This window comes from Flavobacterium marginilacus (assembly GCF_026870155.1).
Taxonomy (GTDB): Bacteria; Bacteroidota; Bacteroidia; order Flavobacteriales; family Flavobacteriaceae; genus Flavobacterium; species Flavobacterium marginilacus.
Genome location: NZ_CP113975.1, coordinates 936620 through 953956, shown reverse-complemented (window position 1 = coordinate 953956; position 17337 = coordinate 936620). Strand labels below are relative to the sequence as shown.

Sequence of the window (17337 nt, the reverse complement as noted above, 5' to 3'; positions counted from 1 at the left end):
TATCATTGGCTGCAGATAGAAACTAATTTAGTGAATGAACACTCTTTTATAATTACGGTAATCATTAAATTATTCCTAAAGTAATTTTTCGAATAACTCTATTTCTAATCCATAGATAAAACAAAGTTTGAAACAATAAAAAAGAAATAATAATTGGAAGCGACAATTCTCCAAACTGCTGAAGATAGAACAATAATATGTTTATTAACAACTGTATTCCTGAATACAATATAGATACCGTAATATGAGAATACTCTAATTCATTAGCCAGATATTGATACAAATGGGATCTGTGAGGCTGAAAAATATTTTCTTTCTTTTTTAAGCGTATAAAAATGGTAATCATTGCATCAATACCATATACAGATAAAAACAAAACATACCCAATTTGACCAGAGTCTAAAACTGTTTTCAGCATAAAATAACCCAAAAAAAGAGCCATGCTAATACTTCCCACATCACCAGCAAATGTCCTGGCTTTTTTTCTAACATTAAAAAACCCAAATACAAAACAGGACAATGCCATAGTTATCAATAATGGTAAACTACCCTTATTAACTTCTAAAAAAGAAAAACTTAGAATAGCAACAAGTGCATATAAAACAGTAATTCCATTAATACCATCCATAAAGTTAAAAGCATTTACCCAGCCTATTAACAAAATAAAAATTATAGGTAAAATCCAAATCGGCTGAGTAAATAATCCTAAATCATAAAAAACCAAACTCATTGCCACTGCATGAGATAGGAATCGAGGTAATTGAGATAAAGGTTTTATGTCGTCAATAAAACTAACAATGGCAACCAAAACTACAGCTAATGTTATAGACAGAGAAACATATTCTAGTAAATAAGCAGTCAAAACAGCTATAGGAAAAATAATCCCTCCTCCTCTCAAAGTAATTGAAGTGTGCGAAGAACGGCTATTAGGTTTATCTATTATATTGAAATAATCAGCGGCTTTAAAATAAATCAATTCAATTCCAATAAACAAAAATAATAGTGTAATATAAATCATGAATATAGTATCTGTTAGTTGGCTTATTTTTACAATTCTTAAAAATCCAATAATCTATTAATTATAATTTGTGTTTTAAAAGGCCTAACAAATATTCACCATAACCTGATTTTTTTAAAGGATCTGCCAAATCTCTCAATTGCTGCTCAGTTATAAATCCCTGTCTCCAAGCAATCTCTTCAATGCATCCTACTTTTAGCCCTTGACGTTCTTCTAGAACCTGAACAAACTGCCCAGCCTGCATTAAACTATTAAAAGTTCCTGTGTCCAGCCAAGCAGTGCCTCTACTTAAAATTCCAACTTTTAATTTACCATTCTCTAAATATACTTTATTTACATCGGTAATCTCATATTCACCTCTGGCACTTGGCTTAATGTTTTTTGCAATTTCTACCACAGAATTATCATAAAAATAAAGCCCAGGAACCGCATAATTAGATTTTGGCTCCAAAGGTTTTTCCTCTATAGAAAGTGCTTTTAAGTTTTTATCAAATTCCACTACGCCATATCTTTCAGGATCTGAAACATGGTAAGCAAAAACAACTCCTCCATCAGGCTTTGTATTCGATTGTAAAAGTTCATGCATATTAGCACCAAAGAAAATATTGTCTCCCAGAACTAAAGCAACATCATCATTACCTATAAACTCATCGCCAATCACAAAAGCCTGTGCCAAACCATTTGGAATAGCTTGCTCAGCATAACTGAATTTACATCCGATTGCAGATCCATCTCCCAATAATTTTTTGAAATTAGGTAAATCATGCGGAGTTGAAATAATTAATATTTCATTAATACCTGCCATCATTAAAGTTGATAATGGATAATAAATCATTGGCTTATCATAAACTGGCATCATCTGCTTGCTCATCGCAAGCGTTAAGGGATGCAAACGTGTTCCGGATCCTCCAGCAAGTATTATTCCTTTCATTTTTTTGCTTTTTATGTAAAGTTAATATCTAAGGAGTTGGGCAAGATTATGCTTCTTTCAATAATTCCATACATCGGGCTAAGCTCACTTTATAATCAGGAACAACAACTCCAAATGTATTTTTTATTTTAGTCTTATCTAACAATGAATATTGCGGACGTCTTGCAGGTGTAGGATATGCACTGCTTGGGATACCGGAAACCAAACAATCAAAACCTCCATTTTCCTGAATTGCTAAAGCAAATTCATACCAGCTCACTTCTCCTTCATTTGAAAAATGATAAATCCCAGCCTGCCATGTTTCGTGAGTTAATATCGTAACGATGGCTTGAGCCAAATCGGCAGCATACGTAGGACTTCCAATTTGGTCATTAACCACACTAAGACTATCTCTTTCCTGCATCAAACGTGACATTGTTTTCACAAAATTATTTCCAAAACTGGAGTATACCCATGAAGTTCTTATGATTATTGCAGAAGGATTTTCTTCCATACAGGCTTTTTCTCCTGCCAATTTAGTCACTCCATAAACATTAATCGGTCCCGTTAAAGCAGATTCTGTTAATGCTGTAGAAGCTGTACCGTCAAAAACATAATCCGTAGAAATATGTATTAGTTTGCAGTCATTAGAATGGCTCCATTTTGCCATAACAGCAACTGACTGATGATTTAACACATCAGACAATTCAACCTCTGATTCAGCTTTATCAACCGCTGTGTGTGCTGCACAGTTGATAATGATTTGAGGATTGGTTTTCGCAATTGAAATCTCTAAATTTTTCAAATCACACAAATCCAATTCTTGGTAATCGGTAAAAATCCATTCAAATTTATTCAGCTGATTAGATAATTTTCTTAACTCTGAACCAAGCTGTCCATTGGCACCTGTAACTAATATTTTTTCCATATTTATTTTCTCAATACTCAGCCAGTTTTTTAGGCTAAACTTCTTTACTTTTTCTAAATTAAAAAAAACGAATTTCAAAACTAAAATTCCCAATCAACAGCATCAAAACTCGGTAAAATAACATCTTTGTCCGAAACAATAATTTCTTCTCTATTTAATTGCCAATCAATTGCCAAAGTAGGATCATCATAACGAATCCCTCTTTCACTATCTCTGTTATAAACCTGGTCTACTTTATAAAGCACAGACGCCGTTTCACTCAAAACCGAAAATCCATGTGCAAAACCGTGAGGAACCATCAATTGTTTTTTATTAGCTGCACTTAAAACAACACTCACGTGCTGTCCGTAAGTAGGCGAATTTTTACGCAGATCTACTGCAACATCAAGTATTTCTCCTTCAAGAACTCTAACCAATTTCGCCTGTGCAAAAGGCTTAATCTGCAAATGCAATCCTCGAATCACTCCTCTTTTTGAAAAAGATTGATTGTCTTGAATGAATTGGTATTTAATACCATACTCATTAAATTTTGCTTTATTATATGCTTCAAAGAAATACCCTCTATCGTCTGGAAATAAAGTTGGGTTGATGATTACTAAATCGTTTATGAATGTTTTTTCTATCGTCATTGTTATATTATTTTTTAAAAGAGTCAAAAGTAGTTAACAATCCTTCTCTAGCAGAAACTGGAAATTCTTTTCCTATTGCATCTTTTATTTTTTTATTAGAGACTACATAATTCTCTGTTAATTTTTGAAGGCGTTCGGAGTTGAGTGGCAGTTTCAACACATCTCCAACCGAAGCAATTTTCTTAATTAATAATGCTGAAATTTTAATTATTCTATTTCTTTTCCCTAAACTTAGCCCTAGCAGACCAATTAATTCATTAGTAGACAACGATTCGTCATCTGCAACATTATAAATACCTGAAGAAATATCTGTACGTTCTAAAAGCTCTTTAATTACAAAACATAAATTTTCAACACTTAGAAAAGATCTCTTATTTTTAAAAGCACCTAATGGCCAAGGCAGTCCTTTAGCAACCAATTTATATAATACATTCAAATTCCCTTTATTTCCAGAGCCATGAATCATGCAGGGTCTAAGAATATAAACTCGTTTAGTACTTGGTAGTTGTTTAGATAAAATATATTCCTCCGCCTGATGTTTGGCAATACCATAATGCGTTTTAGGATTTGGCATTTCGTCTTCGCTCAATATTCCTTTTACTTCATCAGCAACAGCTTTCACAGTACTCATAAATATAAAAACAGAAGCTTCTGAATTTAAAAAAGAGTCAAATAATTGTTTGGTTAACTCGAAATTTGCTTCGTAATAATCCTTAGGTTGAGAAACCTTTTTCAAATCATGTGCTTTTCCCGCTAAATGAATTATTGCATCTGTTATTAATTCAAACTCTTGGTCTTCTTTATAGCGCACACATAAGTTTTCTAAATTATGAAAATGTCTAAGATACTCTTGAAAATTTCGCCCAACAAAACCAGATGCCCCTGTAACTATTACTTTCATTTCTTTAAAAATCCAAATAACTTCCAAAAAAAACGCATTTTTATCATTAATGGAGAAAACAAAATTCCATTCATAGTAAGAGCTTTTTGAATTTCCTTTGTAATTAATTTATAAGAAGATGATCCTGAACTGCTCAAACCTCCAACCAACATAGACGTAGTCACTATCCCAGAATATTTCCAACTAATTTTATTCTTTATGAAAAATCTAGTTATCAATTCATAATCTGCTCCTATTTTAAAACCTAAATCATAAACTCCTAATCTGGGAAAAAGTCCTTTTTTAAAAAAAATAGAAGGATGCGGGGGCATAAATCCTATTCTCAATTTTTCAGGATTCCAATATTTCGAAGAGTATAATCTTACTATTTTGCCATTTTCTTTCCGCTGAACAATATTTCCAATTGATGCATCAACATCATATTTTTCATGAAAATCTACTATTTCTTCAATAACAAAAGTAGAATTAAAAACATCATCAGAATTCAAAATACCTATCAAGTCACCCGATGCCATTGCAATCCCTTTATTCATAGCATCATAGAGCCCTCTGTCCGGCTCTGAAATCCATTTTGACACCACCTCCTTGTACTTCTGAATTATCGCAAGAGTTTGATCTTTCGAATTTCCATCTACAATGATATATTCAATATTTTTATGAGTCTGATTTTTTACTGACAAGATTGTTTTTTCAATCGTATTTGAGCTATTATAACAAACTGTTATTATGGAAATTTTCATTATTAAATTCTTATATTGATTTGGAATTTCGACAGATAATCAAAATAAAGCATAAATTATTATCTTTCAATAAAGTATTAATATCGTACGAACGCGACACAAATAAATTATATTTCGCACATAATTCATAATATAATACTCTTTACATCCATACCTTCGTAAAAAAACACATGAACGAAACTAAAATACAACGGGTGGACAATTTTAGATTTGTAGCACGATATCGGTAATTATTTTACATGTTACAACTACATTATTAAACAGTATGGAATCACCCTGCTTATTGGTGGATTGAAAATATTGTAGAAAGCTGGGTTAGATTTAGTGTTCCAGTATTTTTTATGTTAACAGGTGCATTGTTTTTTGATAAAGAATATGCTATTGATACTTTTCCAAAAAAAGATTTTTTACAATTATTATTCCATTCCTTTTCTGGAACATTTCTTATATTTTATTTAGCTTACTGCTTAAAGTATTTCATAAAGAGTATTTAGATTTTTTCCAAGTTTTCAATTTTATCATGGTTCAATTCAAAAACGGTAGTTCTTATCATTTATGCTTTGTATATACACTGTTAAGCATTTATATTTTCTCCTCTATAATCATCAAATGGGTTCGTAACAGTAACCATAAAGAGATTTTATATTTTTAAATTATTTAGTTAATTATAGTTTTATTTACTTATCAGATTTTATCTATTTTTGAGACTAAACTAGACTTTTCGTATTTCACAGGTTTTCTGGGATATAACCATACTGGGATATTATTTAAAAAAGATAAACTTTGAAAGTTCTAGCATAAAAGACCTTATTGCAATTGTTTTATTCTTTATTGGTCTTATTGTAACCATTATGGAAACCTTCTTTTTATATAATCTTAAAGGAAAAATGGATGAACTATATTATAAATATTTAACATTGAATGTATTAATTTGCTCGATTGGCATTTATCTCTATATGTAGGGATAAAAATATAAAGAATCAGTTTATTCTAAAGTTTTTAAATTTAATGAATAAATTTAGTTATGGCATTTATTTAGTACATGTGTTAGTTTTAGCATTTCCAACAAAAGCTGACATTACCTGTTTCTTTTTCACCCTTTAATTGGAATCCCACTAACTACTTCATCGCATTTAATATTTTCATAATCAATACATTACAATCAACAAACTGTCTTATTAAAAATATATCTTAAGCTAATAAATCTAAAACTCTAAATACTCTTCGCATATTTTTTATGTTATCAAACTTATCCTTAATTTTATTCTGAGCAGCTCTCCTTATTTTGAAATTATTCTCTTTATCCTGTATTAATTCATATATAGTTTCAGCCATCAGATTGGTTTTGAAGGCTGGAATTAAAAAACTGTCTATTTTATCATCAATAATTTCATGAAGGGCACCAACATTAAAAGCAACAACAGGAACACCAAATGACATAGCTTCAGCTACCACAAAACCGAATGATTCACTTTCTGAAGGATGTACTAATAAATCGGACTGCCTATACCAATCTGATATATTGTTTACATTCCCTAGCACTTCGATTTCATTATTTAAATTTAATCGATTTATTTCGTTGATAAAGAAATTTTGATACTCTTTATCTGAAGACTCAGAATACCACCCTAAAAGAGTCCATTTAAATTCAACTTTATCTTTTAATATAGAAAGCACCTCCAACAAATGATGGGCTCCTTTATGAGGAACAGGATGAGCGATAGATAGTATTCTAAAAGGCACTTTTCTTTTAGATTCCACATTAATTTCTTTCTGTATATTTACACCATTGTATACAACTTCAATATTTCCTCTGATACCCTGAAGCTCTAAAGATGTTTTAACGGTTTTTGAAACCGCTAAATATCTGAAAACAAATGTTTTTTGAAAAAGAAGCAATATTTTATTCAAAAAGCCATTCTTTTTAAAAGAAAGCGAATGTACTACTACATAAACGTTTGAAAATAACCAAGGAATGAATAATGAATATGAATATAATTCTGTGTTTATTAGACATTTTGTATGCTTTTGTTTTCTAAAAATATTGAGGTAAAAAAAAATTAAATAAAATTCGATACTAAACCTTGTCAAGGTTTTTAGAAAAAAACTTTTAATATGTTTTAATGCAACATGCTTGTTATAAATCACATCTATCCCTAATGATTCCATCTCCTCAGAAATTATATCTTTTTCTGGGTAAATAACCGTTAATTTTACCTTTGTATAATCTAAATTGTGGTAGAAATTTTTCAAAAAAGTATTTGGACCAATGTTACCTAACCACGGATTTACAATTAATAAATGATCTGATCTCATCTAGTTCCTATTTTCTTAATTTCTTTGGCTGGCACACCACCATATATTGTGTTTTTGGGTACTGATTTATTTACCACACTTCCTGCTGCAATAATTGCGCCGTCTTCAATCGTAACTCCTCCCAAAATTAAACTTCCATATCCTATCCAAACACTATTCCCAATTGTAATATCACTACTTATTCCCTTACCAGCTCTACGAGTAAAATCACCAATTTCATGTGACCCACATATGAGACTAACATTCGATGAAATGTCACAGTTGTTCCCAATCTTAATCAGAGAATTACCACCCATGAAAAGTGTTCTATGGCCAACGAATGAATTATTTCCAATCTCAACTTTAATTAAACCAAGAATTTCAACGGAGCTATATAGTACAACAGCACGTCCAAGAATATGTCCCATTAATATATAACAAAATCTATTTATTTTAGGGAAAGCTTGTAATGGTAAAATTTTCAATATAACCCTACCAAAAAAAGGCTTTAATCTTCTAATCATAAAAAGCAATTTATATAATTATTTGATATTTCTTTAAAATTAATCGATTTAATGTTTTCGCAATAACTCATATATTGATTTACACTTATAATTTTTTCAATTTTTTCAGTTAAATCAATTAAATCATCTACAACAAACACCTCACCTGTATTGTATAATTTTACCAAATCTTCACTGCAGCCAACATTGTTTGAAACTATTAATGGCAAACCATGGTATAAAGCTTCTTCAATTACTAAACCCCAAGGTTCCGTTCTTGAAGCTAAAATAAAAACTTCGTTAACGCTATATATTTTTTTTAATTCGTCTCTATTTTTATATCCATGGTAAGTTATATTATCATTTGCAGCGATTAAATTTAAATATTTTTCATCTTCTATGCTCCCAACAATATTCAACCTAAGATTTACATTTCTCTCAAAAAAAGTCAACAACAAATCGATTCCTTTTTCAACTGAAACACGACCTACGTAAAGAAATTCTGTTACCTTTTCTGGTCTATTTTTTACTATTGGCTCATAGTCAAAATCCAAAACCCCGACCCCTTTTGATATTTTTATTTTTCCATTAAATCCCAAATGGTGTACTAATCTAGCATGTGGTTGTCCACTCACAATACATTCAGAAATTCCATTGAGAAAAAATTTTTTTAACGGTGTAGCTAATTTTGATTCCTTAAACTCATTTATAGTTGACTCAACAATTAGTTTAAGCTTTCGTTTCGGTATTACTAATCTCAAAAACCAAAAATATATATCATCCCAACCGCCTAAAGTTACAAAATCAGATTTTCTGCTTTCCAAATATAAGTTTTTCAGATTTTTAAAAAAGTTTCTCTTTTTAACTATATTTTCATTTTCTAAACCATATCGAAAAAAATCACCTGTTCTTTTAATCTTTGAATCGTAAGTAAAAAACACCTTTAATGTGTTTTTTTCTGCTATTCTTCTAAATGCTAAATTTTTATAAAAACTAGGTAAACACGTTACGATTAATTGTTTCATTACTGTAAATAATTAATAATTCTTTTTCCGACATTTTCAAATCCCCAATTTTCTCTTGCATACTGTTTTGCCTTTTTACCAACTTCAATTATGGTTTCATTATTCAAATTACTTACAATAGCTAAGATATTGTCTGGAGAATACTCACTTAACAAAAAGCAAATATCATTCGGTAAATTAACATAGTCCCCAATAGGAGTAACAATTATGGCCTTTCCTGAAGCCATATATTCATAACCTTTTGAAGGTGTTTTTTGCTGGGAATTTCGACCGGTTGGATTTTGCAAAACTAAGCAGACATGTGCTTCTTTCATTAATATAGTAAATTCTGCTGAACTTACAAATCCGTAGTATTTCAAATCTAAATTAGTAAATGACGCCAAAGAGTTTTTGAGGACTTCTTCATTTAACGAAAGACCTGATATCTTGAATCTAAATCTATTGGCTAATTCTTCATTTTTATTTATAATATATAATGTTTGTAAATACAAATCAATTCCTTGTTCTTCATCTAGCATACCTGCTAATAGAACATTGATTTTCTCATCTTCAAAAATTAAGCTTTTATCAGCTGAAACATCAATACATCCATCTATAATAAGAACATTTTTACTCTCAATTGTTTTAAAAAAAAAATTTGAAGATGGAATAATAATTAAATCTGACAACCCTATAGATATTCTCATTAAAAAGCCACCGATTGACTGCTGTATTGCAAACATTATTGAATCACCAAACCAGTCACTGAGTTTGGGTGTTACAATATCTTCTAAGTCTTCAATTATTTTAATTTTCTGAATTTTAGCAAGCAATCCAACAAAAACAGTTGATGGATAATAACAATAGAGCATTACAATTCTAATGTTTCTTAAGAAAGTTAATCTTAAAAAAATCCATAACATTGAAAAGAATTCAAACAAAATACTTAAATAGGGAATTGCTAAAGCTGGAGCATAAACAATAATAATTCCATTTTTCCGTACAATATGAGTAGAATGAATAATTTTAGAGTTAAATTTAATTCTAGCACTGCAAGCGGGTGAAATTATATAGGGCAAAAAACCTTGAGTTTGAACTGCTTTTGACAATCTCCACATTCGATTTGAGCCAGCTGGATTAGGAGCAATCAAACTTCGCTCCTTTTGTATAATTTCATCTAAATAATTACCAATAAAAACCGAAATATTGATATTCTTTTTTTTATTCCTCACTTAAAATCTCTTTATAAATAGTATTATATTTAATGGCACAATTTTTTATAGAAAATTTCTTTTCTGAATCTTCAGAAATCATTTTTCTATCAAACTTATTATTTAGACAATACGATAAGCCACTTACAACATCATCAACGTCTTTAAATTTTGCAAGATATCCCGTTAACTTGTGATTTATAATATCACTAGGCCCAGTCTCTTCAAATGCAATCGCAGGTGTACCACAACATTGTGCTTCAGCTACGGTCATTCCAAAACCTTCTGCTGTTGATGTACATAAAAAAACATCTGCTATCGCATATAAATCGGCCATTTCTCTCCGATTTGAAACAAATCCAAAATTTATAATTTGATGAAGACGGTTTGATAAAACAATCTGTCCACCACCAAATGTTAATACCTTTAACTTTTTTCCGTCATACTGATTTAATGCATCTATACTTAGCTGTACTCCTTTAAAGGGAGAATTTAAATGTTGAGCCCCAATTAAAATGACTGTATCATCATTTTTAAGATTAAACTTTTCACGTAAATCAGAATCATGCCTAAAATTATAGACACTACAATCTATACCACTTGGTACTACTTCAATAGATTTCTCCTTAAGAAGGGCTCCTAATTTTGCTTGTCCTTTCATCCAACTGCTTATTGCAACATATTGAATATTTATTTTAGGGTAATATTTCCTTTTTCGATTAAATACATAATGAGATAAATCATTATGATTATTGCTATTTAAAACTTGACAATTGCCACAAGAATTTTTAAAATTTTGACAAGAAGAGAAATAATGACATCCTCCTGTGAAAACCCAACAATCATGCATTGTCCAAACAATAGGCTTATTAAGTTTCGATAAATCCTTAACATCTATGAATGCATGATTAACCCAATGGAGATGAATAATATCAGCATTTTGAACATCAACATTTGTTGAAAGATCTAAGCCAAACAAACCCGGCGAAAATACTTCGAATTTTCTTTTAGGATAATATTTAAGAAGAATTCTATCTGCCAAAGTTAGCAAAATACGTTTTACCTTTTTTAACTTAGAACTTTCATAAAAGGAAGTATTAATAACATTTGAAGATTGTTTATTTAAAAACAATATTTTTGATTCAATCTTTTCATCCAACAGTGCTTCATGCAGTTTAACACAAGCGATTCCAGCACCTACAGAAGAATTAGCAGCTGAGATATGTAATATTTTCATTATTTTTAGTGTTAGCAAGTTGTGCTATTAATAACCAATACATAAAACCTACTCCATCGTATACGATATGTTGACCCGAAAGCCCAAATGCCAAATAAATTGAGGTAAAAGATAGAATTATAAAACACTCATCTGTACTTGACAAGCTTTTATAAGCAAAATATAAAGTTTTAAAAAGAAGAAAAGCAAATAAAAACATACAAAAAGCACTTGTCTGACGACCTATTTCTAAAAAAATATTATGTGAACCCTCAGGCCATAACACCCATTTATCTATATAATCAAAATAAACTTCAAGTGCACTGCCTGAAGGCGCAATAAAAAAATTTTGTGCTTTTATTTGTAGCAACGATGCATCCCAGATTGGCTTCCTATCACCAATTAATTTAAACTCAACATAACCCATAGCACTTGTCAAATCATAACCCATTTTATCAACTGGTAATAGAACAACATATATGGTTATTAAAATAGGTAGAAGTATAAAAAGCAAACCTACATACTTTAAATTTTTTTGATTGAAAATTCTAATTTTAACAAAAAGTAAAAAAATAAAACTAAATATTAGCATCGCCACTATAGTAATTGTAGTTTCCAGACCAATTAGGGTCTTACCCAAACACAAAACTATTAGTGCTTTTAGAGGAAATGATTTAAATCTAAACCACAAGTACGGCAAAAAACCAAACGTTACAAACAGCCAATGAGCATTCATTAAACCAAGACATAGCGAGACAGCTGATATAATGAAAATCTTATCAAATTGCTTCAAAAACTCTCTTTTTGACGAAACCACCTGAGGTATCAATACTACTCCCAAAGTTAATGCAATCCTAAACCCAACAGTAAGTCCCGCTTTATTTTCAGCACCAGAAAAGAATGATAGGAATAAACCAATTATAGAAAACAAAACTGCTAATGACCACAAGCTAAATAACCAATAAGACTTTGTTTTAGAAAAATTCAGGACTGCCCTCACGGGTACAGCAAGAGCAAAAGCAAATTTAGTTGATAATGCAATTGGACCAATTATTAGCACATTTTTAAATAGTGCGTATATACCAACATTAATATTACTTATATTTTCAGCATCCGAATTTTGCCCCATACAAATATTAGTATATAGCAATAAGAAAACTACATACAAATCTACTTCTTTCTTAAAACAAAAATAAAAAAAAGCATAAAATGAACTTACAATAATAGCAAAATCAGCTATAATACCACCCAAAAGATGTAGTAATATTAGAAAATACAGTACTCCATATTTTTTTAAATCGCCTTGAATTTCTCTCAACTTAATAAACAATAGTGTAGTTCATAATAATCTAAAAATATTTATCTTTTAAGATCTTTTATCTCGGAATTATATAAATTAATAATCAGATTTTATACTTTTCATTAATTTTATTTTATTTAATCCGCTTTTTAATTTTCTTTCAAACCTCAAAAAGCTTCTTTCAAAGAAATTGAAATTTTTTCTGGTAAAAATTCTATCTTCTTCTAAAAACAGTGAAAAATTTTCTTTTGAAAACCCCTCTTCATCCCAAATACTAATGATATCTTCTATATGAAAAAATTTCCCTTTTGAATTTGAAATTCTATATAAAAGATCTCTGTCTGAAATAATTTTATAATCTAAATTATAATAACCAACCCTATTAAATACCCTTCTACTAAAAAAAACACTTTGGTGACAAATTGTATTTAAAAAAAAGAAATAAGGCTTAATTATTTTGTAAGGAATAAAAAGAATCTCTCCTTCATTTTTGGCCAAAGTATTTCCATATATAATATCATAATCGCTAATGTTTTTATTACCTAAAAATGTTTTCCTAAAAAAATCATTATTATAAAATAAATCACCGCTGTTCATAAATATTAACCACTCACCTTGTGCCAAATCTACCCCCTTATTCATTGCATCATAAATGCCTTTATCAGACTCAGAAATAAAACAAGATATTTTATCACAATATTTTTCAATTATATCACAAGTTCCATCTGTAGAACCTCCATCAATAATAATGTACTCAATACTCTCATTATTTTCTTTTAATTCTAACACATTTAGGATGGTATCCTCAATGTCTGTTAAATTATTATAAACAACTGTAATTACTGACAACTTTAGCATTAAAATTTTCTTTAGAATTTATTAGCGACCAATACTTACTAATTATAAAAACGTTCTCTCACCCAATTAATATTGGTTTTAATTAATTTCGAAGGAACTCCTGCTGAAACAGAACAACTTGGAATATCTTTAGTAACAATAGACCCTGTCCCAATAATACTATTGTCCCCAATACAGACACCTTTTAAAATTATTGCACGAGCTCCAATCCACACATGATTACCAATAGTAATATTTTGAGCATCATTAATTTTGATGTTTTTTTCAACATCAATTATAGCATGTGAATCACCTGTCCTTAATTCAATTTCATTGGAAAACATACAATCCTCTCCAACATGAATACTAGTTTTCACCTCTGTTACTGCAAAATGTGCTGACTCAATAGTAGTATTTTTACCTATAATTATTTCGCAACAACTATCCTCAAACCAAAGAAAACCTCTTTTAAAAACACAATTTTCTTCTATTTTAAGTTTATGATTATTGCCTCTTATGAAAATAGTTAGGTCTGACAGTATCGCCTTATCTTTTATTTCAATCTTATTATTATTTCCAATAATATCATATTTTACATTACTTAATACTCCATTATTAATAACAATATTATTTTTGCCTATGATTGGTTTTTTGAATTTAAACATCAATCTGTAAATCTTTATTTTGATTGAATATAGCCTTTTATTATTATTTACAAAGGATTTTATCGTATTACGCATTTCTATAATTAAATTACGAAAGAATATTAAACTATTTTTTGTCTAAAAATTCAATTTCTTCTTGTATTAAGCTATCTAATACTTCATAAAAACTTAAATTATATTCCCACCCTAATTTTGTTTTTGCCGGTCTATTATCCCCATAAATATCATCAATATCAGTTGGCCTTAATAGTTCATAATCTATTATTAATTTATTCATCGGAACATCTAATTTCTTAAAAACATGTTCAATAATCGATCTTAGAGTTATACTTTTTCCGGAACAAATTATAAAATCATCGGGATTTTGAGACTGCAACATTAACCACATTGCTTCTACATAATATGGAGAGTATCCAAAATCTCTTTTAATATCAATATTACCAACTTTTAAATTCCAATAAGGATTATTTTTATTCCTAACAGTCTCATAAATAACCTTTTTTACAAAAAAACCAGTAGACCTTAAAAATGATTCATGGTTAAACAAAACACCATTACAAGCATAAATCCCATAAGATTCACGATAATTAACGACAGTCCAGTGTGCAGAAGCTTTTGAAATAGCATAAGGACTAAGTGGATGCATTGGAGTATCTATACTAACTGGTAAGTTTGTAACTTTTCCAAACATCTCACTGCTAGATGCCTGGTAAAATCTAATATCCGGTTTAATCAATCTTATAGCTTCTAATAAATTCAGTACTGATACAATATTAAAACTTATTGTTCCAATAGGTTGCTTAAAAGATAATCCTACAGAACTTTGGGCTGCCAAATTATAAATCTCGTCTGGCTTATATTTATTAATTAAAGCTATGACACTTGAAATATCAAGCAAATCACATTCTTCCATGATGATAAATTCATCAATACATAAACTCTTCAGTTTTTGCATGTTTTCAGAATGATTATTCCTTGTAATTCCAATGACCTTATATCCCTTTTTTAATAATAATCTAGACAGATAGGCTCCATCTTGACCACTAATACCTGTAATAAAAGCAATTTTCAATTTATAATTATTCATATACCTTGCAAAACTTTTTAAATAACTTGCTTTAGCTTAATTTACATTACGGATTTATATAACTCTAATGTGTCATTAAAAGTTTTATCCCAAGAAAATTCATTCAATCTAACTTTTCCTTTCTCTTTTAGTTCTTTTCTTAAAGATTCACTATATATTAATTTTTCTGTAGCTTTTCTTAGTGACTCTGTTTCAGTTGGATCGAAATATAGAACTGAATCCCCACCTATTTCACTTAAGGATCCTCCATTACTTAAAAGTGCGGGACAATTACAAGCAAAACTCTCCAATACAGGAATCCCAAAGCCTTCATATAAACTTGGAAAAACAAAAAATAACGCATTAGAATAATAGTTTGCCAATACATCATCGTTTATTATTCTTTTGAAAGAAATATGATTTTCAAGTTTTAATGATTTTATAAAAAGTTGTTCCTCAAAAGTAAAATCACCTCCTCCTGCACAAATCAATTTTAAATTATTTTCAATTAATAAATCTGCTATTCCAGAAATAAAAAAATCAAAGTTTTTATAATCTCTTCTATTTCCAACAAACAATATATAATCTTCATTAATCAATCGCTCTTCTGCAACGGTAAAATTTTGAAGAGAATTCCCTAAATAAATCACCTCAATTTTAGATTTGTCTACACCAAAGATTTCAATAATATCATTTTTCGTTGTTTCTGATATTGCAATTATTTTATTTGACTGTTCAAGCAATTGTCTCTTAATATCAAACATTTTAGTATTCAATCTATAGGATTCAAATTGATTAGTAAATTTTTCATGAATCATATCATAGAACGTAACTACAAAAGGTTTTTTTTTTATCCTTCTAAGAAAATAATCATCATAATAAGTCGGATGAAATACATCAAAATCACCTTTTCGAACTTGAACTATAGATTTTTTTTCGTTAAGATAATTCGTTATCCTTTTCTTCCCTTTAAAATTCGAATTTGGGAGAACTCTATTTAATTTAGGATTATTTTTTTCATTGTAATAAGCATTTTCGGTAAATAAAGTCCCTACTCCACAACTATTATCAATTCCATCAAATCTTTTAATCAACTCAAAAAAATATCTAGAAATACCTCCGTATTGTTGGTGTGTAAATATTTGGTGATCGTACAGTATTTTCATATATTTAATTACTTGAATAAATAATCCCTGACAATTACGTATGTCGGATGTATTGGAAAAAAAAGATTAACAAAAATCCATTTCAACTTATATTGCAAAGGCATTTTTTTTATAAAATTTTGAACTAACTCTTTATTACTCTCACTTTGTTTACCAAATTCAATATAATTAAATAATGAATGTAATGAAAAACTCTGATTTAAAAATTGCTTAAATGCAATATTCGAATATGATCTAATAGAATGAGGTAATGATTCAAACCAACGAGGAATTTCCTCTAAATAAATTTTTACTGAAGAACCTATCCATGTTTTTTCGACTGAAAATACATCAATATTTTTAGCACTAACCACAGCAAATTTTCCACAAGAAAATGAACTACAAGCGAGTTCCCAAATTACTCCAGAATAAGCATGACTTGTTCCTTGATATTTAACACAATCTTTTTGAAAATCAAGAAGTTTTGCTCTTTCTACATTAACTATTAAGTTCCCAAAAGGAATTTTATCCCAAAAAGATAAAAAAGCTTCACCTAGTTTATTTACGGTACTTATATCATAAACTCCATCGGGATAGTCCTTAACAAAAGTTCCATTGAGTAATACTATAAAATCTACATCATCTTTTAGCAGCTGAAAAATTGAATTATAGGATTTTTCATTTAAACAATCGTCATCACCAAGTAACCAGCAATATTTAGTAGTACACAATTGCAAGAATTTAAGCATGTTTTTATCTATACCAATATTTTCTTCATTCAAAGAATAATGGATATAATTCCTATCAAACTCTCCAACAACATTTTTAGCTATAGGATTTTGGGCATTATTATCCGAAATAATAATCTCTTTAAAACCACCACTCCAATATTTAAAAATTGATGAAATAGAAGCTTTCAAAGACTTATCCCGATTGTAAGTGGGTATAAAAAAAGAAAAAAGCATAAAG

General features: G+C 29.4%; 17 protein-coding genes. All 17 read right to left on the bottom strand.

All coding sequences use genetic code 11. From position 1 onward, the window contains the following. Positions 1-64: 64 nt before the first annotated feature. The 17 genes from OZP07_RS04120 to OZP07_RS04040 all read right to left on the bottom strand — a co-directional run bounded on the left by OZP07_RS04120 (position 65) and on the right by OZP07_RS04040 (position 17333). Complete coding sequence (locus OZP07_RS04120) at positions 65-1018, bottom strand: MraY family glycosyltransferase (RefSeq protein WP_281637383.1); 954 nt, start codon at positions 1016-1018, stop codon at positions 65-67. 61 nt (positions 1019-1079) lie between these two features. Beyond that, entirely contained in the window at positions 1080-1949 is an 870-nt protein-coding gene (gene rfbA, locus OZP07_RS04115; protein WP_281637382.1) for a glucose-1-phosphate thymidylyltransferase RfbA, read from the bottom strand. Between the two features lie 46 nt (positions 1950-1995). Continuing rightward, entirely contained in the window at positions 1996-2856 is an 861-nt protein-coding gene (rfbD, locus tag OZP07_RS04110) for a dTDP-4-dehydrorhamnose reductase (protein ID WP_281637381.1), read from the bottom strand. Positions 2857-2936: 80 nt separating this feature from the next. Beyond that, a complete protein-coding gene (rfbC, locus tag OZP07_RS04105) occupies positions 2937-3485 on the bottom strand; it encodes a dTDP-4-dehydrorhamnose 3,5-epimerase (RefSeq protein WP_281637380.1) in 549 nt (182 codons plus the stop codon). Between the two features lie 7 nt (positions 3486-3492). Further along, on the bottom strand, positions 3493-4386 hold the full coding sequence (locus OZP07_RS04100) for an NAD-dependent epimerase/dehydratase family protein (protein ID WP_281638447.1): 894 nt from the start codon (positions 4384-4386) through the stop codon (positions 3493-3495). Continuing rightward, the gene (locus tag OZP07_RS04095) at positions 4383-5126 is read right to left on the bottom strand and encodes a glycosyltransferase family 2 protein (RefSeq protein ID WP_281637379.1); all 744 of its coding nucleotides are present in this window, start codon (positions 5124-5126) and stop codon (positions 4383-4385) included. The genes OZP07_RS04100 and OZP07_RS04095 overlap by 4 nt, the downstream gene beginning before the upstream one ends. A gap of 1191 nt (positions 5127-6317) precedes the next feature. Further along, a complete protein-coding gene (locus tag OZP07_RS04090) occupies positions 6318-7379 on the bottom strand; it encodes a glycosyltransferase (RefSeq protein ID WP_281637378.1) in 1062 nt (353 codons plus the stop codon). Positions 7380-7438: 59 nt separating this feature from the next. Then, positions 7439-7945: an acyltransferase gene (locus tag OZP07_RS04085; protein ID WP_281637377.1), complete on the bottom strand. Its 507-nt coding sequence runs from the start codon at positions 7943-7945 to the stop codon at positions 7439-7441. After that, positions 7942-8949 (bottom strand): glycosyltransferase family 4 protein, encoded by a 1008-nt coding sequence (locus tag OZP07_RS04080; RefSeq protein ID WP_281637376.1) that lies wholly within the window; start codon positions 8947-8949, stop codon positions 7942-7944. The genes OZP07_RS04085 and OZP07_RS04080 overlap by 4 nt, the downstream gene beginning before the upstream one ends. Continuing rightward, positions 8949-10160 carry a glycosyltransferase family protein gene (locus OZP07_RS04075; protein WP_281637375.1) on the bottom strand — a complete coding sequence of 404 codons (1212 nt, stop codon included), beginning with the start codon at positions 10158-10160 and terminating at the stop codon, positions 8949-8951. Before OZP07_RS04075 ends, OZP07_RS04080 begins: the two co-directional genes overlap by 1 nt. Next, positions 10150-11376 (bottom strand): glycosyltransferase, encoded by a 1227-nt coding sequence (locus OZP07_RS04070; protein WP_281637374.1) that lies wholly within the window; start codon positions 11374-11376, stop codon positions 10150-10152. The genes OZP07_RS04075 and OZP07_RS04070 overlap by 11 nt, the downstream gene beginning before the upstream one ends. Continuing rightward, entirely contained in the window at positions 11348-12673 is a 1326-nt protein-coding gene (locus tag OZP07_RS04065) for a hypothetical protein (RefSeq protein ID WP_281637373.1), read from the bottom strand. Before OZP07_RS04065 ends, OZP07_RS04070 begins: the two co-directional genes overlap by 29 nt. 78 nt (positions 12674-12751) lie before the next feature. Beyond that, on the bottom strand, positions 12752-13513 hold the full coding sequence (locus OZP07_RS04060; protein WP_281637372.1) for a glycosyltransferase family 2 protein: 762 nt from the start codon (positions 13511-13513) through the stop codon (positions 12752-12754). A gap of 38 nt (positions 13514-13551) precedes the next feature. After that, positions 13552-14157 (bottom strand): acyltransferase, encoded by a 606-nt coding sequence (locus tag OZP07_RS04055; RefSeq protein WP_281637371.1) that lies wholly within the window; start codon positions 14155-14157, stop codon positions 13552-13554. A gap of 106 nt (positions 14158-14263) precedes the next feature. After that, the gene (locus OZP07_RS04050) at positions 14264-15244 is read right to left on the bottom strand and encodes a GDP-mannose 4,6-dehydratase (protein ID WP_281637370.1); all 981 of its coding nucleotides are present in this window, start codon (positions 15242-15244) and stop codon (positions 14264-14266) included. 41 nt (positions 15245-15285) lie between these two features. Continuing rightward, positions 15286-16389 (bottom strand): glycosyltransferase family 4 protein, encoded by a 1104-nt coding sequence (locus OZP07_RS04045; protein ID WP_281637369.1) that lies wholly within the window; start codon positions 16387-16389, stop codon positions 15286-15288. 8 nt (positions 16390-16397) lie between these two features. After that, on the bottom strand, positions 16398-17333 hold the full coding sequence (locus tag OZP07_RS04040; protein ID WP_281637368.1) for a glycosyltransferase: 936 nt from the start codon (positions 17331-17333) through the stop codon (positions 16398-16400). Positions 17334-17337 lie beyond the last annotated feature (4 nt).

What these genes read in the sequence shown, in the direction of transcription:
- OZP07_RS04120 (WP_281637383.1), bottom strand. Translation starts at nt 1,018, where the DNA reads ATGATTTATATTACACTATTATTTTTGTTTATTGGAATTGAATTGATT.
- rfbA (WP_281637382.1), bottom strand. Translation starts at nt 1,949, where the DNA reads ATGAAAGGAATAATACTTGCTGGAGGATCCGGAACACGTTTGCATCCC.
- rfbD (WP_281637381.1), bottom strand. Translation starts at nt 2,856, where the DNA reads ATGGAAAAAATATTAGTTACAGGTGCCAATGGACAGCTTGGTTCAGAG.
- rfbC (WP_281637380.1), bottom strand. Translation starts at nt 3,485, where the DNA reads ATGACGATAGAAAAAACATTCATAAACGATTTAGTAATCATCAACCCA.
- OZP07_RS04100 (WP_281638447.1), bottom strand. Translation starts at nt 4,386, where the DNA reads ATGAAAGTAATAGTTACAGGGGCATCTGGTTTTGTTGGGCGAAATTTT.
- OZP07_RS04095 (WP_281637379.1), bottom strand. Translation starts at nt 5,126, where the DNA reads ATGAAAATTTCCATAATAACAGTTTGTTATAATAGCTCAAATACGATT.
- OZP07_RS04085 (WP_281637377.1), bottom strand. Translation starts at nt 7,945, where the DNA reads ATGATTAGAAGATTAAAGCCTTTTTTTGGTAGGGTTATATTGAAAATT.
- OZP07_RS04080 (WP_281637376.1), bottom strand. Translation starts at nt 8,949, where the DNA reads ATGAAACAATTAATCGTAACGTGTTTACCTAGTTTTTATAAAAATTTA.
- OZP07_RS04070 (WP_281637374.1), bottom strand. Translation starts at nt 11,376, where the DNA reads ATGAAAATATTACATATCTCAGCTGCTAATTCTTCTGTAGGTGCTGGA.
- OZP07_RS04060 (WP_281637372.1), bottom strand. Translation starts at nt 13,513, where the DNA reads ATGCTAAAGTTGTCAGTAATTACAGTTGTTTATAATAATTTAACAGAC.
- OZP07_RS04055 (WP_281637371.1), bottom strand. Translation starts at nt 14,157, where the DNA reads ATGTTTAAATTCAAAAAACCAATCATAGGCAAAAATAATATTGTTATT.
- OZP07_RS04050 (WP_281637370.1), bottom strand. Translation starts at nt 15,244, where the DNA reads ATGAATAATTATAAATTGAAAATTGCTTTTATTACAGGTATTAGTGGT.
- OZP07_RS04045 (WP_281637369.1), bottom strand. Translation starts at nt 16,389, where the DNA reads ATGAAAATACTGTACGATCACCAAATATTTACACACCAACAATACGGA.
- OZP07_RS04040 (WP_281637368.1), bottom strand. Translation starts at nt 17,333, where the DNA reads ATGCTTTTTTCTTTTTTTATACCCACTTACAATCGGGATAAGTCTTTG.